21 protein-coding genes and 1 pseudogene are annotated in these 23,091 nt (G+C 73.5%); 18 read left to right on the top strand and 4 right to left on the bottom strand.

Going from position 1 to position 23,091, the window contains the following annotated elements:
• Positions 1 to 281 precede the first annotated feature (281 nt).
• Genes LG632_RS21335 through LG632_RS21325 form a run of 3 tightly spaced genes read left to right on the top strand, consistent with a single transcriptional unit; the run spans position 282 to position 2,795 of the window.
• Positions 282 to 776, top strand: a complete 495-nt coding sequence (locus LG632_RS21335) for a hypothetical protein (RefSeq protein WP_226729014.1) — start codon at positions 282 to 284, stop codon at positions 774 to 776.
• A complete protein-coding gene (locus LG632_RS21330) occupies positions 766 to 2,022 on the top strand; it encodes an MAB_1171c family putative transporter (protein WP_226729013.1) in 1,257 nt (418 codons plus the stop codon). The genes LG632_RS21335 and LG632_RS21330 overlap by 11 nt, the downstream gene beginning before the upstream one ends.
• The gene (locus tag LG632_RS21325) at positions 2,019 to 2,795 is read left to right on the top strand and encodes an SDR family NAD(P)-dependent oxidoreductase (RefSeq protein ID WP_226729012.1); all 777 of its coding nucleotides are present in this window, start codon (positions 2,019 to 2,021) and stop codon (positions 2,793 to 2,795) included. Before LG632_RS21330 ends, LG632_RS21325 begins: the two co-directional genes overlap by 4 nt.
• An 18-nt stretch (positions 2,796 to 2,813) precedes the next feature.
• Here LG632_RS21325 and LG632_RS21320 read toward each other — a convergent pair whose 3' ends face one another.
• Positions 2,814 to 4,451, bottom strand: coding sequence for an ABC-F family ATP-binding cassette domain-containing protein (locus LG632_RS21320; RefSeq protein WP_226729011.1), 1,638 nt, complete (start codon positions 4,449 to 4,451; stop codon positions 2,814 to 2,816).
• Positions 4,452 to 4,552: 101 nt separating this feature from the next.
• On the opposite strand from LG632_RS21320, the gene LG632_RS21315 reads away from it, so the two are divergent.
• Positions 4,553 to 5,344 carry a DJ-1/PfpI family protein gene (locus tag LG632_RS21315; protein WP_226729010.1) on the top strand — a complete coding sequence of 264 codons (792 nt, stop codon included), beginning with the start codon at positions 4,553 to 4,555 and terminating at the stop codon, positions 5,342 to 5,344.
• Here the strand turns inward: LG632_RS21315 and LG632_RS21310 are convergent.
• Positions 5,331 to 6,083 carry an enoyl-CoA hydratase/isomerase family protein gene (locus tag LG632_RS21310; RefSeq protein ID WP_226729009.1) on the bottom strand — a complete coding sequence of 251 codons (753 nt, stop codon included), beginning with the start codon at positions 6,081 to 6,083 and terminating at the stop codon, positions 5,331 to 5,333. The two genes, LG632_RS21315 and LG632_RS21310, sit on opposite strands and share 14 nt — an antisense overlap.
• A gap of 57 nt (positions 6,084 to 6,140) precedes the next feature.
• On the opposite strand from LG632_RS21310, the gene LG632_RS21305 reads away from it, so the two are divergent.
• Positions 6,141 to 6,815, top strand: coding sequence for an HdeD family acid-resistance protein (locus tag LG632_RS21305; RefSeq protein WP_226729008.1), 675 nt, complete (start codon positions 6,141 to 6,143; stop codon positions 6,813 to 6,815).
• Positions 6,816 to 6,945: 130 nt separating this feature from the next.
• Complete coding sequence (locus tag LG632_RS21300) at positions 6,946 to 7,446, top strand: ATP-binding protein (protein ID WP_226729016.1); 501 nt, start codon at positions 6,946 to 6,948, stop codon at positions 7,444 to 7,446.
• A gap of 15 nt (positions 7,447 to 7,461) precedes the next feature.
• On the opposite strand, the gene idi is transcribed toward LG632_RS21300, so the two are convergent.
• Positions 7,462 to 8,061 carry an isopentenyl-diphosphate Delta-isomerase gene (idi, locus tag LG632_RS21295; RefSeq protein ID WP_226729007.1) on the bottom strand — a complete coding sequence of 200 codons (600 nt, stop codon included), beginning with the start codon at positions 8,059 to 8,061 and terminating at the stop codon, positions 7,462 to 7,464.
• A gap of 139 nt (positions 8,062 to 8,200) precedes the next feature.
• Positions 8,201 to 8,698: pseudogene (locus LG632_RS21290) on the bottom strand (GNAT family N-acetyltransferase); the annotation flags it as partial.
• 424 nt (positions 8,699 to 9,122) lie between these two features.
• Here LG632_RS21290 and LG632_RS21285 point away from each other — a divergent pair.
• The 12 genes from LG632_RS21285 (at position 9,123) to shc (ending at position 23,030) form a co-directional block, all read left to right on the top strand.
• Complete coding sequence (locus tag LG632_RS21285; protein ID WP_226729015.1) at positions 9,123 to 10,910, top strand: DUF5941 domain-containing protein; 1,788 nt, start codon at positions 9,123 to 9,125, stop codon at positions 10,908 to 10,910.
• The gene (locus tag LG632_RS21280) at positions 10,907 to 11,659 is read left to right on the top strand and encodes a phosphocholine cytidylyltransferase family protein (RefSeq protein WP_226729006.1); all 753 of its coding nucleotides are present in this window, start codon (positions 10,907 to 10,909) and stop codon (positions 11,657 to 11,659) included. The genes LG632_RS21285 and LG632_RS21280 overlap by 4 nt, the downstream gene beginning before the upstream one ends.
• The gene (locus LG632_RS21275) at positions 11,647 to 12,708 is read left to right on the top strand and encodes an iron-containing alcohol dehydrogenase family protein (RefSeq protein WP_226729005.1); all 1,062 of its coding nucleotides are present in this window, start codon (positions 11,647 to 11,649) and stop codon (positions 12,706 to 12,708) included. Before LG632_RS21280 ends, LG632_RS21275 begins: the two co-directional genes overlap by 13 nt.
• Positions 12,686 to 13,465, top strand: a complete 780-nt coding sequence (locus tag LG632_RS21270) for a CDP-alcohol phosphatidyltransferase family protein (protein WP_226729004.1) — start codon at positions 12,686 to 12,688, stop codon at positions 13,463 to 13,465. The genes LG632_RS21275 and LG632_RS21270 overlap by 23 nt, the downstream gene beginning before the upstream one ends.
• Positions 13,462 to 14,355 carry a glycosyltransferase family 2 protein gene (locus LG632_RS21265; RefSeq protein WP_226729003.1) on the top strand — a complete coding sequence of 298 codons (894 nt, stop codon included), beginning with the start codon at positions 13,462 to 13,464 and terminating at the stop codon, positions 14,353 to 14,355. The genes LG632_RS21270 and LG632_RS21265 overlap by 4 nt, the downstream gene beginning before the upstream one ends.
• A 114-nt stretch (positions 14,356 to 14,469) precedes the next feature.
• On the top strand, positions 14,470 to 15,399 hold the full coding sequence (locus LG632_RS21260) for an ABC transporter permease (RefSeq protein WP_226729002.1): 930 nt from the start codon (positions 14,470 to 14,472) through the stop codon (positions 15,397 to 15,399).
• Positions 15,392 to 16,174: an ABC transporter ATP-binding protein gene (locus tag LG632_RS21255; protein ID WP_226729001.1), complete on the top strand. Its 783-nt coding sequence runs from the start codon at positions 15,392 to 15,394 to the stop codon at positions 16,172 to 16,174. The genes LG632_RS21260 and LG632_RS21255 overlap by 8 nt, the downstream gene beginning before the upstream one ends.
• Positions 16,175 to 16,485: 311 nt before the next feature.
• Positions 16,486 to 17,397, top strand: coding sequence for a squalene synthase HpnC (hpnC, locus tag LG632_RS21250; protein ID WP_226729000.1), 912 nt, complete (start codon positions 16,486 to 16,488; stop codon positions 17,395 to 17,397).
• On the top strand, positions 17,394 to 18,365 hold the full coding sequence (hpnD, locus tag LG632_RS21245) for a presqualene diphosphate synthase HpnD (protein ID WP_374203532.1): 972 nt from the start codon (positions 17,394 to 17,396) through the stop codon (positions 18,363 to 18,365). The genes hpnC and hpnD overlap by 4 nt, the downstream gene beginning before the upstream one ends.
• A complete protein-coding gene (hpnE, locus tag LG632_RS21240) occupies positions 18,362 to 19,738 on the top strand; it encodes a hydroxysqualene dehydroxylase HpnE (protein WP_226728998.1) in 1,377 nt (458 codons plus the stop codon). The genes hpnD and hpnE overlap by 4 nt, the downstream gene beginning before the upstream one ends.
• A 47-nt stretch (positions 19,739 to 19,785) precedes the next feature.
• Positions 19,786 to 20,871: a polyprenyl synthetase family protein gene (locus LG632_RS21235; RefSeq protein WP_374203531.1), complete on the top strand. Its 1,086-nt coding sequence runs from the start codon at positions 19,786 to 19,788 to the stop codon at positions 20,869 to 20,871.
• A 143-nt stretch (positions 20,872 to 21,014) separates the two neighbouring features.
• Entirely contained in the window at positions 21,015 to 23,030 is a 2,016-nt protein-coding gene (gene shc / locus LG632_RS21230) for a squalene--hopene cyclase (protein ID WP_226728996.1), read from the top strand.
• Positions 23,031 to 23,091: the final 61 nt, after the last annotated feature.

Raw genomic sequence — 23,091 nt, 5'->3', positions numbered from 1 at the left:
CACCGGCCCCGAGCGGGGCCGCCGCTGAGGCCGCGGCCGACGGCCGCCGGCGTACGGCGGTGCCCCGGTCGCGCGTGACGGCCGGGGCATGGCCGAATAGGGCCCCCACCAGGGAACCCGCCTTGCCCGCAACGGCAGAAGATGGGTAGGCATGATGGAACGTCCGTTCGCCGACCCTGCGGACGGCCACCCCCCCCGTACCCGCTCACCCCCGGGACGTCATGCCGCCGACCGACCACGCCTATTCACGCTGCCCGAGCGAGGGGCCGAAGAGAGAGCACATGCCATTCCGGCCACCCAGCCTGCGCAGACGGTGTGAGGCCATTCTCGGCCAACTGGATCTGTCCCATCCGTTCTCCCTGGACGCGCTGTGCGAGCGCGTCGCCGAGCGCCGCGGCCGCCCCATCCGGCTGCACCCCCTGCCCAAGGAGGCGGCCGAGTCCGGGATCTGCGGTCTGTGGGTGGGCACGGCCACCGTCGACTACGTCTTCTACGAGGCCCAGACCACGCCCGTGCACCGCGAGCACATAGTGCTGCACGAACTGGGCCACATCCTCTTCGGGCACGACTCCGTGGAGGGCCAGGAGACCGGCGGCGCCGCCCCCGTCATCCTCGGCCGCACCAACTACACCACCCGCCAGGAGCAGGAGGCGGAGATGCTGGCCAGCATGATCCGCACCGGCGCCGGCCTGCCGTCCGCCGCCGAACCCCAGGGCACCCTGGCCAAGTTGGGGTCCGCGATGGGCTACCACCCGCGGGGCACCCGTGTCTCCTGACCTGCCCCTCGCCCTGGCCACCACCGTGTGGACCACGGCCGCCCCGCCCGCCGCGCCGGCTCCCACCGGGATCCGGGCCTTCGGCGACGCACTCGCCCTGCCCAGCGTCGTGTGCCTGTGGATCGCGGTGCTGCTGCGGCTGCCCGCCGCCTGGCGCCTGCCCCAGCAGCGCGGACTGCTCCTCGCCGTCGCCACCGCGGCCGCAGCCATGACGCTCAACCTGCCCGACGTCGTGACCTGGGCGATGCGCGACCCGGCCCACTCGCACACCGTCGGCCTGGTCCGCAACCTGATCGGCGTCCTCTCCGCCGGCGCCGTCCTGTACTTCGTCGCCGCCGCCACCCACGGCCGCCGCCTGCGCCTCGCCGCCGGTGTCACCACCGTCGCGCTGCTGACCACCCTGCTCGCCCTGGACGCGGCCGCCCCCGCGCACGGCACCCACACCATGCCGCAGCAGGGCGACCCGGTGCCCTCGGCCGCGTACTGGCTCGTGCTGATCATGGCCCACCTGCTCGCCAACACCACCTGCGTGTACGTCTGCTGGCGCTACAGCCGGCAGTCCGACAGCCGGGCCCTGGCCCTGGGGCTGCGGCTGTTCGGCCTCGGCACCGCGCTGGCCGGGCTGTTCTGGCTGGCGTACCTGCTCAAGGCACTGACCGGCAGCACCTGGGCCCTGCCGTACCTGCCGCTGATGATGAACCTGCACGGGCTGCTGCGCGCCGCCGCGATCCTCGTGCCCACCCTCTTCGCCCTGCGCCGCACCCTCGCCGACGTCACCACCGCCTGGCAGCTGTGGCCGCTGTGGCGCGACCTGGTGCAGAGCGTGCCGCACGTCGCCCTCACCCGGCCGCGCTCCTCCCGCCTGGTCGAGCTGCTCTGGCCGCCGGTCCCGCGCAACCTGCTGGTCTACCGCAAGGTCATCGAGACCCGCGACGCCATCCTCGTCCTCGGCGAGCACGTCGCCCCGGACGTCCCCGAGCGGGCCCGCGGCCACGTCGCCGACGCGGGCGTGCCCGGCCCCCGGCGCGAGGCCGCCGCCCTGGCCTGCGTGCTGAAGGAGGCCCGGCGCAGCCGGCGGGACGGCCTGCCGCGCCCGGAGTCCGGGCAGAGCGCGGCACCGGTGTCCGTCGGCGCCCAGGGCGGTGAGCTGGAGGACGAGAAGAGGTTCCTGGTGGCCGTCGCCCAGGCCTACGCCTCGCCGACGACCGACTCCTTCGCCCCCTCGGAAAGAGAACAACGCCCGTGAGCACCACCGTCCTGATCACCGGGGCCAGCGCCGGCCTCGGCGCCGCCTTCGCGCGCGGGTTCGCCGCCAAGGGCTGCGACCTGGTCCTCGTCGCCCGCGACGAGGACCGCCTCATCCGCGCCGCCGACGCGCTCGGCCGCGCATTCGGCGTCCGCGCGGAGGTGTTGGCGGCCGACCTGCTCGACCCGGCCGGGCTCGACACCGTCGCCCGCCGCCTCGCCGACCCCGCGCGGCCGGTGGACGTCCTGGTCAACAACGCCGGCTTCGGCCTGCCCGCCCCCTTCCCGTACAACGCGGTCGAGGACGAGGAGCGGATGCTGGACCTGCTGGTGAAGGTCCCCCTCCGGCTCACCCACGCCGTCGTCCCGGGCCTGCGCGAGCGGCGCCGCGGCGCCGTCCTCAACGTCTCGTCCGTGGCCGGCCTGCTGCCCACCGGCACCTACGGCGCCGCCAAGGCCTGGGTGACCGCCTTCAGCGAGTCCCTGCGCGTGGACCTCGCGCCGTACGGGGTGCGGGTGCTGGCGGTGGTGCCCGGCTTCACCCGGACCGAGTTCCAGGAGCGGGCCGGCATGGACGTCAGCGCCCTGCGCGCGAGCGTGTGGCTCCAGCCGGAAGCGGTGGTCGCCCAGGCGCTGAAGGACCTCGCCCGGCGCCGGCCGGTCAGCATCACCGGCTGGCGCTACAAGGCGTACGCCACCGCCGTACGCCACCTCCCGCGCACCCTCGTCGCCGCACGCATGGCCCGCAAGCGCCGCCCCCCGCAGGGCCGGTAGGGCGGCCGGGCAGGTCCCTCACACCTCGGTGACGGACCCGCCCGCCACCACCAGCCGGCGGGTGGTGCGCACCGCGTCGAGCATCCGACGGTCGTGCGTGACCAGCAGCAACGTCCCCTCGTACGACTCCAGCGCGGACTCCAGCTGCTCGATCGCCGGCAGGTCCAGGTGGTTGGTGGGCTCGTCCAGCACCAGCAGGTTCACCCCGCGGCCCTGCAGCAGGGCCAGGGCGGCGCGGGTGCGCTCGCCGGGGGAGAGGGTGGCGGCGGGCCGCAGCACGTGCGCCGCCTTCAGGCCGAACTTCGCCAACAGGGTCCGTACGTCGGCCGGTTCGGTCTCCGGCACGGCCGCGCAGAACGCCTCCAGCAGGCTCTCCTCGCCGAGGAACAGCCCCCGGGCCTGGTCCACCTCGCCCACGAGCACCCCCGAACCGAGCGCCGCCGCACCGGAGTCCAGCGGGAGCCGGCCCAACAGGGCGGCCAGCAGCGTGGACTTGCCCGCCCCGTTGGCCCCGGTGATCGCCACCCGGTCCGCCCAGTCGATCTGCAACGACGCCGGGCCGAAGGTGAACCCGCCGCGCTTGACGACCGCCTCGCGCAGCGTGGCCACCACCGAACCGGAGCGGGGGGCCGCCGCGATCTCCATGCGCAGCTCCCACTCCTTGCGCGGCTCCTCCACCACCTCCAGCCGTTCGATGGCGCGCTGCGTCTGACGCGCCTTGGCGGCCTGCTTCTCGCTCGTCTCGCCCCGCAGCTTCCGGCTGATCTTGTCGTTGTCGCCGGCCTTGCGGCGGGCGTTGCGCACGCCCTTGTCCATCCAGTTGCGCTGCATCAGGGCGCGCGACTCCAGGGACGAGCGCTTGTCGGCGTACTCCTCGTACTCCTCGCGGGCGTGCCGGCGGGCCGTGGCCCGCTCCTCCAGGTACGCCTCGTAGCCACCGCCGTAGAGGTTGATCTGCTGCTGGGCCAGGTCCAGTTCGAGGACCTTGGTGACCGTGCGCGCGAGGAACTCGCGGTCGTGGCTGATCACGACCGTGCCGGCCCGCAGCCCCGTGACGAAGGACTCCAGCCGCTCCAGCCCGTCCAGGTCGAGGTCGTTGGTCGGCTCGTCGAGCAGGAAGACGTCGTAGCGGGAGAGCAGCAGCGAGGCCAGGCCCGCGCGGGCGGCCTGCCCGCCGGACAGGGCGGTCATCGGCAGGTCGAGACCGACCTCCAGCCCCAGGTCGGCGGCCACCTCCTCGGCCCGGTCGTCGAGATCGGCGCCGCCGAGCCCGAGCCACCGGTCGAGCGCGGCCGCGTAGGCGTCGTCCGCCCCGGGCGCGCCGTCCACCAGCCCCTGCGTCGCCGCGTCCAGTGCCGCCTGCGCGGCGGCCACGCCGGTGCGGCGCGCCAGGAACTCCCGCACCGACTCCCCGGCCCGCCGCTCGGGCTCCTGCGGCAGGTGCCCCACGGTCGCGGCGGGCGGGGACAGCCGCAGCTCCCCGGTCTCGGGCGTGTCGAGGCCCGCCAGCAGGCGCAGCAGGGTGGACTTCCCGGCGCCGTTCACGCCGACGAGGCCGATGACGTCGCCGGGGGCGACGACGAGGTCGAGACCGGCGAAGAGGGTGCGCTCACCGTGCGCGGCGGCGAGGTCCTTGGCGACGAGGGTTGCAGTCATGATGCGCCGATCCTAGCGGCGCCCGCGGCGGTGACCGGATGGCAGGAAAGGTGGGAGACCCGTCATTGCGGCCACCGGGAGGGGCTCGGAGGATGGGAGCCATGCCAGCGGGAGAAGTGCTCGTCGTGCTGTACGACGGGGTGCAGAGCCTGGACGTGTCCGGGCCGGTCGAGGTGTTCGCCGGAGCCACGCGTGCGGCCGGCGGGCCGCAGGCCGGCTACCGGATCCGGACCGCGTCGCCCGGCGGCGCCCCCGTCCGCACGAACGGCGTGCTCACGCTGGTCGCCGACGAGGACCTGGACGCCGTCGGCCCGTACGACACCCTCGGCCGCCTCCCCGAGGCGGAGACCGTCTTCGTGGCCGAACGGCCCGGGCCCGTCCGCAACGACTCCGGCTCGCTGGCGCTGCTGGCGGACAAGGCGCTGTCCGACGTCCCGGCGCCCGACATCGTCCTGGTCCCCGGCGGCCCCGGCCAGAGCGAGCAGATGGAGAACGAGGCCCTGCTCGGCTGGCTGCGGGCCGCCGACCGGTCAACCGCCTGGACCACCTCCGTCTGCACCGGCTCCCTCCTGCTCGCCGCCGCCGGTCTGCTGCGCGGCCGGCGCGCCACCTCGCACTGGCTGGCCCTGGACCAGCTGCCGGCGTACGGGGCGGAGCCGACGGGGGAGCGGGTGGTCACCGACGGGAAGTACGTCACCGCCGCCGGGGTGTCCTCCGGGATCGACATGGGGCTCACACTCCTCGGCCGCATCGGCGGCGACCGGCTGGCGCAGTCGGTGCAGCTGCTGACCGAGTACGACCCGCAGCCGCCCTACGACGCGGGCTCTCCGGACAAGGCCCCGGCCGATCTGGTCGAGGAGTGGCGCGCCCGCAGCCGCTTCATCCTCCGGTAGGGACCGTCCAGCCGAACCGCGGCGTCCGCCGTTCCAGGAAGGCGGTGACCCCCTCGGCGGTGTCACCGCTTCCGCGGGCCTGCTCCGACCAGTAGCCGTCGCGGTCGGTCCGGCCGTTCGCGAACTCCTTCGCCGCCGCCTGCGTCAGCTGCGAGCGGGCCGTCAGGATCCGCGTGAACGCCTCCACCCGCGCCGCCAGCGCGCCCGCCGGCAGCAGCTCGTCCACCAGCCCCACCCGCAAGGCCCGCTCGGCGTCGATGAGCTCCGCCGAGAACAGCAGGTACTTGGCCGCCGCCGGCCCGATCAGCGAGGCCAGCCGGCGCGTGGAGGAGGCCGGGTAGACGATGCCCAGCTTCGCCGGGGTCACCCCGAAGGACGCCCCCTCCTCGGCGAAACGCAGGTCGCACGCGGCAGCCAGCTGGCTGCCCCCGCCCACGCAGTACCCCCGGACGGCCGCCAGCGTCGGCTTCGGGAAGGCGGCGAGCGCCTCCTCCGCGGCCACCGCCAGGCGCTGGGGGTCCTCGTCGCCGGTCAGCGAGGAGATGTCGGCGCCGGCGCAGAACGTCGCACCCGCCCCGGTCAGCACCACCACCCGCACCTGCGGGTCGGCCGCCAGGCCGTCCAGCAGCCCGGGCAGCGCCCGCCACATCGCGGCGGTCATGGCGTTCCGCTTGGCCGGGTGGGAGATGACGATGGTGGCGACCCCGTCGGTCACGGAGTGCATCAGCTGCGCGTCCATGCCGCGAATCCTATGATCAAAGGACCTGTCCGGGGGGCGCTGGGAGGAGGCGCACACATGCGCGCAGACGACCGTACCCCCGCCGACGAGGACCGCCGCAAGCTCCGCCGCAGCTACGGGCTGCTGGTGCTGCTCGGGCTGGTCCTCGTGGTGGCCGGGCTGGTCGGCCTCGTGTACACCGGGGTCGCCACGCTCACCACGATGTTCCTGTTCGGCTGGCTGCTGCTGGTCGGCGGCGTCGTGGGCCTGGTGCACGCCGTGCAGTCGCGCAAGGGCAACTACTTCTGGCTCGCCGTCATCGTCGCGGCCCTCAACATCGCCGCCGGTTTCGTCGTCCTGCGCCGGCCCGGGGCGAGCGCCGAGGCGCTCACGATGTTCGCGGCCCTGCTGTTCCTGGTCGGCGGGGTGTTCCGCCTGGTCGGCGCCGTGGTCGTACGCGGCGTGAACTTCGGGCTGGCCCTGGTCCAGGGCGCGTTCGGCATCCTGCTGGGCGTGCTGATCCTGGCCGAGTGGCCGGGCAGCAGCCTGTACGTGCTCGGTACGTTCTTCTCGCTGGCGCTGCTCTTCGACGGGCTCAGCCTGGTGATGCTGGGCACGGGCGCCCGCCGGTTCCTGGGGATGGTCGGGGACCGCCCGGACCGGTCGGACCGTCCGGACCGGTCGGACCGGTCGGAGCAGTCGGACCGGCAGGACCGGCGCCCGCCCGGTGATCAGGAACAGTCCAACATCTGACGCTGTCATACGCCACTGTTCAAAAGGCGTCCGATAGGCGCTGATTTCTGGTCAGTCCGTCGGTCCGGACCAGCAGGTTCCCCACCCTTGACACGTGGAGACGATCGAGCGTGAAGACAGGGGCCGGGACATGGACGTCAGCGGGAACGTCCCGCCGGTACAGGGCCAGGGGACGAGCGTCCCGACAGCCCCCCTCAGCTACGAGGGAGTGTGGCGCTTCACCGCGCCCGCGACAGAAGAATCCGTTCCGCAGGCCCGCCGGGCGGTCCGCGACCTGCTGGGCCGCCAAGGCGTCCCGGCGCACCAGGACGTGGTCCACTCCCTGCTGCTGATCGTCTCCGAGCTGGTCACCAACTCGGTACGGCACGCCGCCCTGCTCTCGCCCCAGGTGGCGGTAGAGGTCGCCATCGGCCGGGACTGGGTACGGGTGGCCGTCGAGGACGACCACCCGTACCGCCCCAAGGCCCTGGAGGCGGACTTCGGCCAGACCGGCGGCCGGGGGCTGCTCCTGGTGCGGGAGATCACCCGGGAGTCCGGCGGGGTGTGCGACGTGGAGCACACCTCCACCGGGGGCAAGGTGATCTGGGCGGCCCTGCCGCTCACCGCCCCCGTGGGCCACCCGGCCCCCTGAGGCCGCGCGGCGTGCCTACCAGCCCGCGCCTTCCCCGGTCAGCTCGCGGATCGCCGGCCGGGCCGCGTCCAGCACGGTCATGAACCAGGCCGAGAACGGCGCCTCGGCGTGCAGCTTCGCCAGCTCCTGCGGGGTCACGAACGCCGTGTCGCCGACCTCGTCCGGATCGGGCCGCAGCCGCGCCTGCGCCAGTCCCACGAACAGGTGGTTGTACTCCTGCTCGACCAGCCCCGAATCGGGGTCCGGGTGGTTGTAGCGGACGGTCCCCGCCTCGGCCATGAGGGAGGGCGACAGCCCCAGCTCCTCGTGGGTGCGCCGGGCCGCCGCGGCGAAGGGGGACTCCCCGGGGTACGGGTGCCCGCAGCAGGTGTTCGACCAGACACCGGGGGAGTGGTACTTGCCGAGCGCCCGCTGCTGGATCAGCAGCCGCCCCTGCTCGTCGAAGAGGAACACGGAGAAGGCCCGGTGCAACTGGCCGGGAGCCTGATGAGCGGAGAGCTTCTCCGCGGTGCCGATCGTGTTGCCGGACTCGTCGACCAGTTCGAGCATGATCGGTTCCTGAGTACCGGTGCCGTTGGACGCGCTGCTCGCGGCGGTGGCTGGTGTGGTCGGCATAACCATCCTTCGCTTCGGACTTCGGCCTTCAGTCTGCCGTACAAAAGCGGCTTGTCCCCACTTCGGAGATCTACGCATGTCCGCCCTCCGTGCGTGCTATATGCGCGGAGGGCGGACCGCCCGGCCGGGCGGAGCGAGGTCAGACGCCGAACGGCGCCGGATAGCCGACGGTGCCCGCCGGAACGGCCGCGGAACCGTCCAGGACCAGCGCCATCATGGCCTCGTCCGGCACCTCGAAGGGCGCCCGGATCCCGTACCGCGAGGCCGGCACGAAGCCGAAGCGCGGGTAGTACCCGGGATGTCCGAGCACCAGGACGAGGGACTCGCCCCGTTCGGCCGCGGCCGCCAGAAGCGCCCGTACGACGGAACTTCCGGCACCGGAGCGCTGCACGCGCGGGTGGGTGGCGACCGGCGCGAGCGCCAGCGCCGGGACCCCGTCCACCGTGCACCGGGTGAGCAGGGCGTGGGCCACCACGGCCCCGTCCGGGCCCTCGGCCACGTAGGACAGCCCGGGCAGCCAGGCGTCGTCCCCGCGCAGGGCGTCGACGAGGTCCGCCTCCAGCGGGGTCTCGAAGGCCGCCAGGTTGACGGCCCGTACGGCGTCCTGGTCGGCGGGGGTCTCCGGCCGGGCCCGCCAGGAGGCGCGGCGGGCGGGGGAGGGGGAAGCGTGTAGATCGTTGTCGGTCAACGTGAACCCTTGGGAACGGGGGCTCCGGTCGACGGGCCGATCAGCGCGGAAGGGCGGTGGTCAGACCCGGCCGGACGCCCGGGGGGCGGGGACGGCTCGGTCGTCGTCGCCGCGGGCGGCGGCGCACGTCACGACGGTCATCGACCCACCTCCTCATGTCCGTACTCCGTGCCACCCTAACACCGGGCCGTTTGTCGAACGTGTCTACGATCGCCCATGATGATCGCGATGATCGCGACCGGGCCGCGGAGCCCGGGATCATCGGCTTGTCGGGCCGTAAACGGGTGGTGAACCCCCGCTTCCATTCATCCGATAGCCTCTGCCGACGTGCCGCCCGCCCCCACGGGGCGCCCGTTTCAAGGAGTGAGTCCGTCTGCCGACCGTCATCCTCGCCGGCCCGCCGGTTCCCGGATCACCGCTGGAAGGCGACCTGCGCTCCCTCGGCTTCGAGGTCCGGTCCGTGCCCGAGCCCGCCGACGCCGCCGCCGCCCTGGCCGCCGTACCGGCCGACCAGCGGGTGGCCGTGGTCGACAGCGGCTTCGTCGGGCACGTGCACGCCCTGCGCCTGGCCCTGACCGACCCCCGGTTCGACGCGTGCGCCGTCACCGGCGCGCTGTCGGTGCAGCCGGCCGCCCGCGGCGCCCTGGACAAGGCCGTCCGCACGGCCCCCGCCGCCGCCTCCGACGCGGCCCCGTACGCCGACCGGCTCGCCGCCACCCTGGAGGCGGCGGGGACCCCCGTCCAGCACCCCGAGCTCGGCACCCTCGTGGCCGCCGTGCCCGCGACGCCCGGGCAGCGGCGCGAGGCCGCCGAGGCGGTCGCCGCCGTGGACGAGGAGGCCGTGCGGCTGCGCACCGCCGTGAAGTCCCGCGACGGGTTCTTCACCACCTTCTTCATCAGCCCGTACTCGCGCTACATCGCCCGCTGGTGCGCGCGCCGCGGCCTGACCCCGAACCAGGTCACCACCGCCTCGCTGCTCACCGCCCTGGTCGCCGCCGGCTGCGCCGCCACCGGGGAGCGCTGGGGCTACGTCGCCGCGGGCGTGCTGCTGCTCGTCTCCTTCGTCCTGGACTGCACCGACGGGCAGCTCGCCCGCTACTCGCTGCAGTACTCCACGATGGGCGCCTGGCTGGACGCCACCTTCGACCGGGCCAAGGAGTACTCCTTCTACGCGGGCCTGGCCCTCGGCGCCGCCCGGAGCGGCGACGACGTGTGGGCGCTCGCGCTCGGCGCGATGGTGCTGATGACCTGCCGCCACGTCGTGGACTTCGCCTTCAACGAGGCGAACCACGACGCCACGGCCAACACCAGCCCCACCGCGGCCCTCTCCGACCGCCTCGACAGCGTCGGCTGGACCGTCTGGGTCCGGCGGATGATCATCCTCCCCATCGGTGAGCGCTGGGCGATGATCGCGGTCCTGACCGCCGCGACCACCCCCCGCGTCGTCTTCTACGCCCTGCTGATCGGCTGCGCCTTCGGGGCCCTGTACACCACCGCGGGCCGGGTGCTCCGCTCGGTGACGCGCAAGGCGCGCAGGACCGACCGCGCCGCCCAGGCGCTCTACGACCTCACCGACTCGGGCCCGCTCGCCGAGCTGCCGCGCCGGCTGCTGAAGCGGGACAAGCCGTCCGCGGCCGCCGTGTGGGTGGCCGCCGCCGGCGCCGCCGTCCTGGTGGGCCTGGCCCTGACCCGCCCCTTCGGGGACCCGACCCTGATCGGCGCCGCGCTGCTGTACGCCGTCACCTCCGGCGAGGCCGTCGCCCGCCCGCTCAAGGGCGCCCTGGACTGGCTGATCCCGCCGCTGCTGCGGGCCGCCGAGTACGTCACCGTGCTGGCGCTGGCGGCCGAGGCGGACGTGCCCGGGGCCCTGCCCGCGGCGTTCGGGCTGGTCGCGGCGGTCGCCTACCATCACTACGACACGGTGTACCGCATCCGCGGTGGCACCGGCGCGCCCCCGCACTGGCTGGTGCGGACGATCGGCGGGCACGAGGGCCGGGTCCTGGTGATCACGGTGCTGGCGGCCGTCCTCGCGCGCCCGGACTTCCCCGTCGCGCTCACGGCCCTGGCCGGGTTCGTGGCGGTCGTGGTGCTCGTGGAGAGCATCCGCTTCTGGGTCTCCTCCGGAGCACCCGCCGTACACGACGAAGGAGAACCAGCATGATCGGCCTTGTCCTCGCCGCCGGTGCCGGACGCCGCCTGCGTCCCTACACCGACACGCTGCCGAAGGCCCTGGTGCCCGTCGGCCCCGAGGGGGACGAGGAGAGCCTGACGGTTCTCGACCTGACCCTGGGCAACTTCGCGCGGGTGGGCCTGACCGAGGTCGCGGTCGTCGTCGGCTACCGCAAGGAGGCCGTCTACGCCCGCAAGGAGGCCCTGGAGGCCAAGTACGGCGTCACGCTCACCCTGATCGACAACGACAAGGCCGAGGAGTGGAACAACGCCTACTCCCTGTGGTGCGCGCGTGAGGTGCTGAAGAAGGGTGTGATCCTCGCCAACGGCGACACCGTCCACCCGGTCTCCGTCGAGCAGACCCTGCTCGCGGCCCGCGGCAACGGCCAGAAGATCATCCTCGCCCTCGACACGGTCAAGCAGCTGGCCGACGAGGAGATGAAGGTCGTGGTGGCCGACGGCAAGGGCGTCCAGAAGATCACCAAGCTGATGGACCCGGCCGAGGCCACCGGCGAGTACATCGGTGTCACCCTCATCGAGGCCGAGGCCGCCGAGGAGCTGGCGGACGCTCTGCGGACCACCTTCGAGCGCGACCCCGACCTGTACTACGAGGACGGCTACCAGGAGCTGGTGAACCGCGGCTTCACCGTCGACGTGGCCCCCATCGGCGACGTCCAGTGGGTCGAGATCGACAACCACGACGACCTCGCCAAGGGCCGGACGATCGCATGCCAGTACTGACGAGGCTCATCCCCTCCCCCGTCGTCGTCGACATCTCCCGCGGCGCCATGGACGACCTGGCCGGTGTGCTCGCCGACCAGCGGATCTCGGCGTCCGGCAAGCTGGCGATCGCGATCAGCGGCGGCTCCGGCCAGACGCTGCGCGCGAAGCTGGAGCCCGTCCTGCCGCACGCCGACTGGTACCCGGTGGTCGACGGCACGATCGACTCCGCGGTCAAGCTCGCCGACGACATAAAGGGACGGCGCTACGACGCCGTGGTGGGCCTGGGCGGCGGGAAGATCATCGACGTGGCGAAGTACGCCGCGGCGCGGGTCGGCCTGCCCATGGTGGCCGTCGCCACCAACCTCGCCCACGACGGCATCTGCTCGCCGGTGGCGACCCTCGACAACGACAACGGCCGCGGCTCCTACGGCGTCCCGACGCCCATCGCCATGGTCATCGACCTCGACGTGATCCGGGACGCGCCGGTCCGGTTCGTCCGCTCCGGCATCGGCGACGCGCTCTCCAACATCTCGGCCATCGCCGACTGGGAGCTCTCGCACGAGGTCACCGGCGAGGCCGTGGACGGCCTGGCCGCCGCCATGGCCCGCACCGCCGGCGAGTCCGTGCTGCGCCACCCCGGCGGCTGCGGCGACGACGAGTTCCTCACCGTGCTCGCCGAGGCCCTGGTGCTCACCGGCATCGCCATGTCCATCAGCGGGGACACCCGCCCGGCCTCCGGCGCCTGCCACGAGATCAGCCACGCCTTCGACCTGCTCCACCCCGGCCGCTGCGCCCTCCACGGCGAACAGGTCGGCCTCGGCGCCGCCTTCGCCATGTACCTGCGGGGCGCGACCGAGCAGGCCGGGCTCTTCGCCGACGTACTGCGCCGGCACGGCCTGCCCGTGCGGCCCGAGGAGATCGGGTTCAGCACCGACGAGTTCGTCGCGGCCGTCGAGTACGCCCCCCAGACCCGCCCGGGACGGTTCACGATCCTGGAGCACCTCAACCTGTCCGCAGCCGAGATCAGGGACGCCTACGCCGACTATGCCCAGACCATCCGTAGCTGAACTCCGGCCCGTCGTGCACCCGGCGGGCGTCAAGGACCGGCGCAGTGGCGAGCACTGGGGCGGTCGCCTCTACATGCGCGAGATCTCCCTGCGCATCACCCGCCTCCTGGTCACCACCAAGGTCACGCCGAACCAGCTGACCTACGTGATGACCCTCTGCGGTGTCCTGGCCGCCCCGGCGCTGCTGGTGCCGGGCGTGTGGGGCGCCGTCCTCGGCGTGGTCGCCGTCCAGCTCTACCTGCTGCTGGACTGCGTCGACGGCGAGGTCGCCCGGTACAAGCAGCAGTTCTCGCTGTCCGGCGTGTACCTGGACCGGGTCGGCGCCTACCTGTGCGACGCGGCCGTCCTGGTCGGCTTCGGCCTGCGCGCCGCCGACCTGTGGGGCGGCGGCCGGATCGACTGGCTGTGGGCCTTCCTCGGTACCCTCGCCGCGCTCGGCGCCATCCTGATCAAGGCCGAGACCGACCTCGTCGGCGTCGCCCGCCACCAGGGCGGACTGCCCCCGGTCAAGGAGGCCGCCGCCGAGCCCCGCTCCTCCGGCATGGCGCTGGCCCGCCGGGCGGCGGCCGCGCTGAAGTTCCACCGGCTGATCCTCGGCATCGAGGCGTCCCTGCTGATCCTGGTGCTGGCCGTGGCCGACCAGATCCGCGGCGACCTGTACTTCTCGCGGCTGGGCGTCGCGGTCCTGGCGGGCATCGCCCTGCTCCAGACCGTGCTGCACCTGGTCTCCGTCCTCGCCTCCAGCAGGCTGCGATGAGTGCCCCGCTGCGCGTCGGCGCCGTGATCATCACCATGGGCAACCGGCCCGAGGAGCTCAAGGCGCTCCTGGACTCCGTCGCCCGCCAGGAGGGCGACCCGGTCGAGGTGGTCGTCGTCGGCCAGGGCGTCGAGCTGACCGGACTGGTCGACCCGGCGCCGGGCGTGCGCACCGTCGAGCTGCCGGAGAACCTCGGGATCCCCGGCGGGCGCAACGTCGGCATCGAGGCCTTCGGCCCGGCCGGCCGCGACGTCGACGTGCTGCTCTTCCTCGACGACGACGGACTGCTGGAGCGCACCGACACCGCCGAGCTGTGCCGGCGGGCCTTCGCCGAGGACCCGCACCTGGGCATCATCAGCTTCCGCATCGCCGACCCGGACACCGGCGCCACCCAGCGCCGGCACGTGCCGCGGCTGCGGGCCTCGGACCCGCTGCGCTCCTCCCGCGTGACCACCTTCCTCGGCGGCGCCAACGCCGTACGGACCAAGGTCTTCGAGGAGGTGGGCGCGCTGCCGGCGGAGTTCTTCTACGCCCACGAGGAGACCGACCTGGCCTGGCGCGCGCTCGACGCCGGGTGGCTGATCGACTACCGGGCGGACATGGTCCTGCTGCACCCGACCACGGCCCCCTCCCGGCACGCGGTCTACCACCGTATGGTGGCCCGCAACCGGGTCTGGCTGGCCCGCCGGAACCTGCCGGCCCCGCTGGTCCCGGTCTACGTGGGGGTCTGGCTGCTGCTGACCCTGCTGCGCAAGCCCTCGGCGCCCGCGCTGAAGGCCTGGTTCGGCGGGTTCAAGGAGGGCTGGACCACCCCGTGCGGTCCCCGGCGCCCCATGAGGTGGCGGACCGTGTGGCGGCTGACCCGGCTGGGCCGGCCGCCCGTGATCTGACAAGCTCACGTCTGGGACCATGGGCGTCGGTCGTCCGGCGCCCCGCGGGTCCAGCGCCCGAGACCGTGGGCTCCGGCCCTCTCCTGCCGCATCTTGAAGACGAAAGTTTCTCTTGTGAGTGACACAACCCACGACGGCGCCCTCGCCACGAGCAAGCCGCCGTCCGCCGACGAGGGCCTGAGCCCCGCGGAGCTCGCCAAGAAGTACGGCCTGTCGGTCAGCGGTGCCCGGCCCAGCCTTCCCGAGTACGTGCGGCAGCTGTGGGGCCGGCGCCACTTCATCCTGGCCTTCTCCCGGGCCAAGCTGGTCGCCCAGTACAGCCAGGCCAAGCTCGGCCAGGTGTGGCAGGTGGCGACCCCGCTGCTCAACGCGGTGGTCTACTGGCTGATCTTCGGCCTGATCCTCGGCGCGGGCCGGGAGATGCCCGAGGGCGTCTACGTGCCCTTCCTGATGATGGGCATCTTCGTCTTCACCTTCACCCAGAGCTCGCTGATGGCGGGCGTCCGGGCGATCTCCGGCAACCTGGGCCTGGTGCGGGCGCTGCACTTCCCCCGGGCCTCGCTGCCGATCTCGTTCTCGCTGCAGCAGCTCCAGCAGCTGCTGTACTCGATGGTGGTCGTGTTCATCATCGCCGTCAGCTTCGGCAACTACCCCAAGCTGTCCTGGCTGCTGGTGATCCCGACCCTGGCGCTGCAGTTCGTGTTCAACACGGGCCTGGCGATGATCTTCGCCCGGCTCGGGTCCAAGACCCCGGACCTGGCCCAGCTGATGCCGTTCGTGATGCGCACCTGGATGTACGCCTCGGGCGTGATGTTCCCGATCGCGGCCTACCTCAAGGACCAGCCGGCCTGGATCAGCGACGTACTGCTGTGGAACCCGGTGGCCATCTACATGGACCTGATCCGCTTCGCGCTCATCGACGACTACGCGGCCTCCAACCTGCCCCCGCACGTGTGGGCCTTCGCCGTGGGCTGGGCCGTGGTGATCGGCCTCGGCGGTTTCGTGTACTTCTGGAAGGCTGAGGAGCGTTACGGCCGTGGCTGACAACACCGAGGGGCGCGTCCCCACCGTCATCGCGGACGACGTCCACATCGTCTACCGCGTGAACGCCGGGGGCGGCGGCAAGGGCAGCGCCACCGCCGCGCTGAGCAAGATAATCCGACGCAAGGGCGACGCCCCGGGCGTGCGCCGGGTGCACGCCGTGCGCGGCGTGTCCTTCACCGCCTACCGCGGCGAGGCCATCGGCCTCATCGGCTCCAACGGCTCCGGCAAGTCCACCCTGCTGCGCGCCATCGCCGGCCTGCTGCCCTGCGAGTCCGGCAAGGTCTACACCGACGGCCAGCCCTCGCTGCTGGGCGTCAACGCGGCGCTGATGAACGACCTGACCGGCGAGCGCAACGTGATGCTCGGCGGCCTCGCCATGGGCATGTCCCGCGAGCAGATCCGCGAGCGCTACCAGGACATCGTCGACTTCTCCGGCATCAACGAGAAGGGGGACTTCATCTCCCTGCCCATGCGCACGTACTCCTCCGGCATGGCCGCCCGCCTGCGGTTCTCGATCGCGGCGGCCAAGGACCACGACGTGCTGATGATCGACGAGGCCCTGGCCACCGGTGACCGCAAGTTCCAGATCCGCTCCGAGGAGCGGATCCGCGAGCTGCGCAAGAAGGCCGGCACCGTCTTCCTGGTCAGCCACAGCAACAGCTCGATCCGCGACACCTGCGACCGGGTGCTGTGGCTGGAGAAGGGCGAACTGCTGATGGACGGGCCGACCGAGGAGGTCGTCTCGGCCTACGAGAAGGAGACCGGCGGCCACTGACCCCCGGCCCGCGCAGGCCCCCGCCCGCGAAGCCCCGCGGCGGGGGCCTCGCCGTGCGCCCGGGGCGGAAGTCGAACGCGTGCGGCACGCGACATCCCGTCACGAGGTGTACACCCGGTCGGGGCCGTCGGCGTTGTACAACGTAAGCTGGACCGGTCCTCAATCGCGCCATCTGCGGACGAAACTCCGGCGGCGTGTCCGAAATGGGATGTATTGGGTCGGCAGTGTAGAACGGGAGATGTGACGGCAATGGCTACGGGAAACCTCCGGCCCCCAGGCGGACCGGCCGTCCCCGCCCCGGGCGGCGGGCGGTGACCCCCGGGCCCGGCACCCGGTCCGACGCCCCCACGCGCGCCACCCTCGACAAGGCCACTTCCGAGAACTTCCCCGTGGCCCCCGCCTTCCTGCCCCGCGCCTGGCGCGACGACCTGATGGCCGTCTACGGGTACGCCCGCCTGGTCGACGACATCGGCGACGGCGACCTCGCCCCCGGCGGCCACGACGCCGCCCACCTCGGCGTGCCGCCGGAGCGGGCCGGCGACCGCCTCGCGCTGCTCGACGCGTTCGAGGCCGACCTGCGGCGCGTCTTCGACGGCAGCCCCCGCCACCCCCTGCTGCGCGCCCTGCGGCCCGTCGTCCACCGGCACGCGCTGACCCCCGAGCCGTTCCTCGACCTGATCGCGGCCAACCGGCAGGACCAGCACGTCTCCCGCTACGCGACGTACGAGGACCTGCTCGCCTACTGCGAGCTGTCCGCCAACCCGGTCGGCCGGCTCGTGCTGTCGATCACCGGCACCAGCACCCCCGAGCGGATCCGCCGCTCCGACATGATCTGCACCGCCCTGCAGATCGTCGAACACCTCCAGGACGTCACCGAGGACCTCGGCCGCGACCGGATCTACCTCCCGGCCGAGGACATGCGCCGTTTCCACGTCACCGAGGCCGACCTCGAAGCCCCGAGCGCCGGTGCGTCGGTGCGCGCGCTGGTCGCCTTCGAGGCCGACCGCGCCCGCGCGCTGCTGGAGGCGGGCACCCCGCTCGTGGCCAGCGTCCACGGCAGGCTCCGACTGCTCCTCGCGGGATTCGTGGGAGGAGGGCACGCCGCCCTGAGAGCGATCACGGCCGCCGGGTTCGACGTCGCCCCCGGACCGCCCAAGCCCACCAGGACCGGCCTGCTCCGCGAGGTGGCCGCCGTTCTGCGCCCAACGCCGAGAAAGGGGTGAGCCCGACCGTGGAGGGCCTTCACCACGCGTCCGCGTCCGCACCGGTACTCGCCGCCTACAGCTACTGCGAGGCCGTCACCGGTGCCCAGGCGCGCAACTTCGCCTACGGCATCCGGCTGCTGCCCACCGACAAGCGCCAGGCCATGTCCGCGCTGTACGCCTTCTCCCGGCGCGTCGACGACATCGGCGACGGCACGCTCGCCCCCGCGGCCAAGCTCGCCCGGCTGGAGGAGACCCGCGCCCTGCTCGGCCGGATCCGGGCCGGCGAGATCGAGGAGGACGACACCGACCCCGTCGCCGTCGCCCTCACCCACGCCGCGCGGCGCTTCCCGATCCCCCTCGAAGGGCTCGACGAGCTGATCGACGGGGTCCTCATGGACGTCCGCGGCGCCACCTACGAGACCTGGGACGACCTGAAGGTCTACTGCCGGTGCGTCGCCGGCGCCATCGGCCGGCTCTCCCTCGGCGTGTTCGGCACCGTGCGGACCGCGGGCCTGTCGGCGCGCGACGCCGAACGCGCCCCCGAGTACGCCGACACGCTCGGCCTCGCCCTGCAACTGACCAACATCCTGCGCGACGTACGCGAGGACGCCGCCAACGGCCGCACCTACCTGCCGGCCGAGGACCTCGCCAAGTTCGGCTGCGGCGAAGGCTTCCACGGCGACCGGGTCCCGCCCGGGGCCGACTTCGCCGGGCTCGTCCACCACGAAGTCCGGCGCGCCCGCGCCCTGTTCGTCGAGGGCTACCGGCTGCTGCCCATGCTCGACCGGCGCAGCGGCGCCTGCGTCGCCGCCATGGCGGGCATCTACCGGCGGCTGCTGGACCGCATCGAGCGCGAGCCCGAGGCCGTCCTGCGCGGCCGCGTGTCCCTGCCGGTCCGCGAGAAGGCCTACGTCGCCGTGCGCGGCCTGTCCGGACTGGACGCGCGCACCATCTCACGCCAGAGCACGAGGAGGCGGAGCCTGTGAGCACACCCACCCGTGCCGTCGTCGTCGGTGGCGGACTCGCCGGCGTCACCAGCGCCCTCGAACTCGCCGACGCCGGCCTGAAGGTCACCCTGCTCGAAGGCCGCCCGCGGCTGGGCGGGTTGGCGTTCTCCTTCAAGCGCGGCGACCTGACCGTCGACAACGGACAGCACGTCTACCTGCGCTGCTGCACCGCCTACCGGTGGTTCCTCGACCGGATCGACGGCGCGGCCCTCGCCCCGCTCCAGGACCGGCTCGACGTACCCGTCCTGGACGTCGCCCACCCCGCCGGACCGCGCCTGGGCCGGCTGCGCCGCACCGCCCTGCCGGTACCGCTGCACCTGGTGGGCTCCCTGGCCCGCTACCCGCACCTGTCGCCGGCCGAACGCGCCTGCGTCGGGCGCGCCGCGCTCGCGCTGCGCAAGCTCGACCCGGCCGACCCGGCGCTCGACGGGCTGGACTTCGCGACCTGGCTGGCCCGCTACGGCCAGTCCGACCGCACCGTCGAGGCCCTGTGGGACCTCGTCGGCATCGCCACCCTCAACGCCACCGCCGACCAGTCCTCCTTGGGCCTGGCCGCCATGGTCTTCAAGACCGGACTGCTCTCCGAGCCCGGCGCCGCCGACATCGGCTGGGCCAAGGTCCCGCTCGGCGACCTCCACCACACCCTCGCCCGCAAGGCACTCGACGCCGCGGGGGTGGACGTACGGCTGCGCAGCCGGGTCACCGCCCTCTCCCGCGGCACCGGGACCGGCTGGCGCGTCGACACCGAGGACGACCGGCTCACCGCCGGCACCGTGGTCCTCGCCGTACCGCAGCGCGAGGCCCACGGGCTCCTGCCGCACGGCGCCCTCGCCGACCCCGACAAGCTCCTCGACATCGGCACCGCGCCCATCCTCAACGTCCACGTCGTCTACGACCGCAAGGTGCTCCGCCGGCCCTTCTTCGCCGCGCTCGGCACCCCCGTGCAGTGGGTGTTCGACCGCACCGACGCCTCCGGGCTCACCGACGGCGGCCAGTACCTGGCGCTGTCCCAGTCCGCCGCGCAGGACGACATCGACGAGCCGGTCCCCGTACTGCGCGCCAAGTACCTGCCCGAGCTGGAGCGGCTGCTGCCCGCCGCGCGCGGGGCCAAGGTCCGCGACTTCTTCGTCACCCGGGAGCGGACCGCCACGTTCGCCCCCACCCCCGGCGTCGGCCGGCTCCGCCCGGGGCCCCGTACCGATGCGCCCGGGCTCTACCTGGCCGGTGCGTGGACCGCCACCGGCTGGCCCGCGACCATGGAGAGCGCCGTCCGCAGCGGCGTCGGCGCGGCACACGCCGCCCTCGCCGCGCTCGGCCGCCACCGCGAGAACCCGCTTCAGGAGGCGGCATGACCATCACCAGCACCACCACAGCACGCACAGGAACCAGAGGAGAGCCAGTGAACCCGGGGAATCCGGCTGCCGAGGACGCGGCGCGCAAGGGAGGTGCCGAGGTGGCGGACACGCTCGCGCTCCTGGAACGCGGCCGTACGCTCTCGACCCCCGTGCTCCGCGCCGCCGTCGACCGGCTCGCACCGCCCATGGACACCGTCGCCGCCTACCACTTCGGCTGGATCGACGCCCAGGGCCACCCCGCCGACGGTGACGGCGGCAAGGCCGTCCGTCCCGCGCTGGCCCTGCTCTCCGCCGAGGCGGCCGGCGTCCCCGCCGAGGTCGGCATCCCCGGCGCGGTCGCGGTGGAGCTCGTGCACAACTTCTCGCTGCTGCACGACGACCTGATGGACGGCGACGAACAGCGCCGGCACCGGGACACCGTGTGGAAGGTGCACGGCCCGGCCCAGGCCATCCTCGTCGGCGACGCGCTGTTCGCGCTGGCCAACGAGATCCTGCTGGAGCTCGGCACCGTCGAGGCCGGCCGCGCCACGCGCCGCCTGACGACCGCCACCCGCAAGCTCATCGACGGCCAGGCCCAGGACATCTCCTACGAGCACCGCGAGCGCGTCAGCGTCGAGGAGTGCCTGGAGATGGAGGGCAACAAGACCGGCGCGCTGCTGGCCTGCGCCGTCTCCATCGGCGCCGTCCTCGGCGGCGCCGACGACCGCACCGCCGACAAGCTGGAGGAGTACGGCTACCACCTGGGCCTCGCCTTCCAGGCCGTCGACGACCTGCTCGGCATCTGGGGCGACCCGGAGTCCACCGGCAAGCAGACCTGGAGCGACCTGCGCCAGCGCAAGAAGTCCCTGCCGGTGGTCGCCGCCCTCGCCGCCGGCGGCCCCGCCTCCGAGGAGCTCGCGAAGCTGCTCGCCGAGGACGCCAAGAGCAGCGACTTCGAGAACTTCTCGGAGGCCGAGTTCGCCCACCGCGCCGCCCTCATCGAGGAGGCCGGCGGCCGCCGGTGGACCGCCGACGAGGCCCGCCGCCAGCACGCCGTCGCCGTGAAGGCGCTCGACGAGGTGGAGATGCCCCAGCGGGTGCGCGAGGCGCTGGTCGCCCTCGCCGACTTCGTCGTCGTCCGCAAGAAGTGACCGCCGCCGCCCGCACGCGCCGGTGGATATGACGCGCGAGTCGCCGGCCCGGGCCGCCGCACGCTGACGCGAGCGGCGGCCCGGCCGACGGCAGACCCCAGCACAGCAGAGGTATGAGGTATCGACTGCACGAAGGGGAAGCCATGACAGCGACGACCGACGGCGGCGAGGCCTGCGGCCCCGGCGTGGGAAACGCGAGCGGCGGCGAGCGCGGCCCGGTGGCGGCGGCCGCCGAGGAGGCCGCCGCGCGGGCGCGGGAGCACCTGCTGGCCCTCCAGGACGCCGAGGGCTGGTGGAAGGGCGACCTGGAGACCAACGTCACCATGGACGCCGAGGACCTCCTGCTGCGCCAGTTCCTCGGCATCCGCGACGAGGCCACCACGTACGCCGCCGCGCTGTTCATCCGCGGCGAGCAGCGCGAGGACGGCACCTGGGCCACCTTCCACGGCGGACCGCCCGACCTTTCCGCCACCGTCGAGGCGTACGTCGCCCTGCGGTTGGCCGGGGACGCCCCCGACGCCCCGCACATGGCCCGCGCCTCCGCCTGGATCCGGGCCCACGGCGGGATCGCCGCCGCCCGGGTCTTCACCCGGATCTGGCTGGCCCTGTTCGGCTGGTGGAGCTGGGACCACCTGCCCGAACTGCCGCCGGAGCTGGTCTTCCTGCCGTCCTGGGTGCCGCTGAACATCTACGACTTCGGCTGCTGGGCCCGCCAGACCATCGTGCCGCTGACCGTGGTCTCCGCCCACCGCCCGGTGCGGCCCGGTCCCTTCGCCCTGGACGAGCTGCACACCGACGCCCGCAACCCCTACCGCACCAAACCCCTGGCACCGGCGCTCAGTTGGCAGGGGGCCTTCCAGCGGATGGACAAGGGGCTGCACCTCTACCGCAAGGTGGCACCGCGCCGGCTGCGCAAGGCCGCCATGAACACCGCCGCCCGCTGGATCGTCGAGCGCCAGGAGAACGACGGCTGCTGGGGCGGCATCCAGCCGCCCGCCGTGTACTCGGTCATCGCCCTGCACCTGCTCGGCTACGACCTCGAACATCCCGTGATGCGCGCCGGGTTGGAGTCGCTGGACCGGTTCACGGTGTGGCGCGCGGACGGCGCCCGGATGGTCGAGGCCTGCCAGTCCCCGGTGTGGGACACCTGCCTGGCCGTGATCGCCCTCGCCGACGCCGGTCTGTCCGCCGACCACCCCGCGCTGGTGCGGGCCGCCGACTGGATGCTCGGCGAGGAGGTCGTCCGGCGCGGGGACTGGGCGGTGCGCCGCCCGCAACTCGCCCCCGGAGGCTGGGCGTTCGAGTTCCACAACGACAACTACCCCGACATCGACGACACCGCCGAGGTCGTGCTCGCCCTGCGCCGGGTCCGCCACCCCGACCCGGCACGGCTGGAGGGGGCCGTGGCCCGCGGGGTGTCCTGGAGCATGGGCATGCAGTCCCGCAACGGGGCGTGGGCCGCCTTCGACGCCGACAACACCAGCCCCTTCCCCAACCTGCTGCCCTTCTGCGACTTCGGCGAGGTCGTCGACCCGCCGTCGGCCGACGTCACGGCGCACGTGGTGGAGATGCTCGCCGGCGAGGGCCGGGCCGGCGACCCCCGGACCCGCCGGGGCATCGCCTGGCTGCTGTCCGAACAGGAGCCGGACGGCCCCTGGTTCGGCCGCTGGGGCACCAACTACGTCTACGGGACCGGCTCGGTGGTCCCCGCGCTCACCGCGGCCGGGCTGCCCGGCTCCCACCCGGCGATCCGGCGCGCCGTGGCCTGGCTGGAGTCCGTACAGAACCCCGACGGCGGCTGGGGCGAGGACCAGCGCTCCTACCAGGACCGCTCGTGGGCCGGCAAGGGCGCCTCCACCGCCTCCCAGACCGCCTGGGCGCTGCTGGCCCTGCTGGCGGCGGGGGAGCGGGACGGCGCGGCGGTCGAGCGGGGCATCGGCTACCTCGTGGGCACCCAGCGGCCCGACGGCACCTGGGACGAGCCGTACTTCACCGGCACCGGCTTCCCCTGGGACTTCTCCATCAACTACCACCTGTACCGCCTGGTGTTCCCGCTCACGGCACTCGGGCGCTACGTCCACGGCGAGCCGCGGCCCGTCCCCCTGGCCGGCGCGCGCACCGCCGCCCTGGGGGGCGCCGGAACGGCAGGCGGCTCCTGATGGCCGCCGGCGCGGCAGGCCCGTCAGGGGGACGGCCGCCGGGACCGCCGGGCGGCCGGGC

Source organism: Streptomyces antimicrobicus (genome assembly GCF_020532625.1).
Classification (GTDB): Bacteria; Actinomycetota; Actinomycetes; order Streptomycetales; family Streptomycetaceae; genus Streptomyces; species Streptomyces antimicrobicus.
This window is presented reverse-complemented; position numbering and strand designations above follow the sequence as displayed.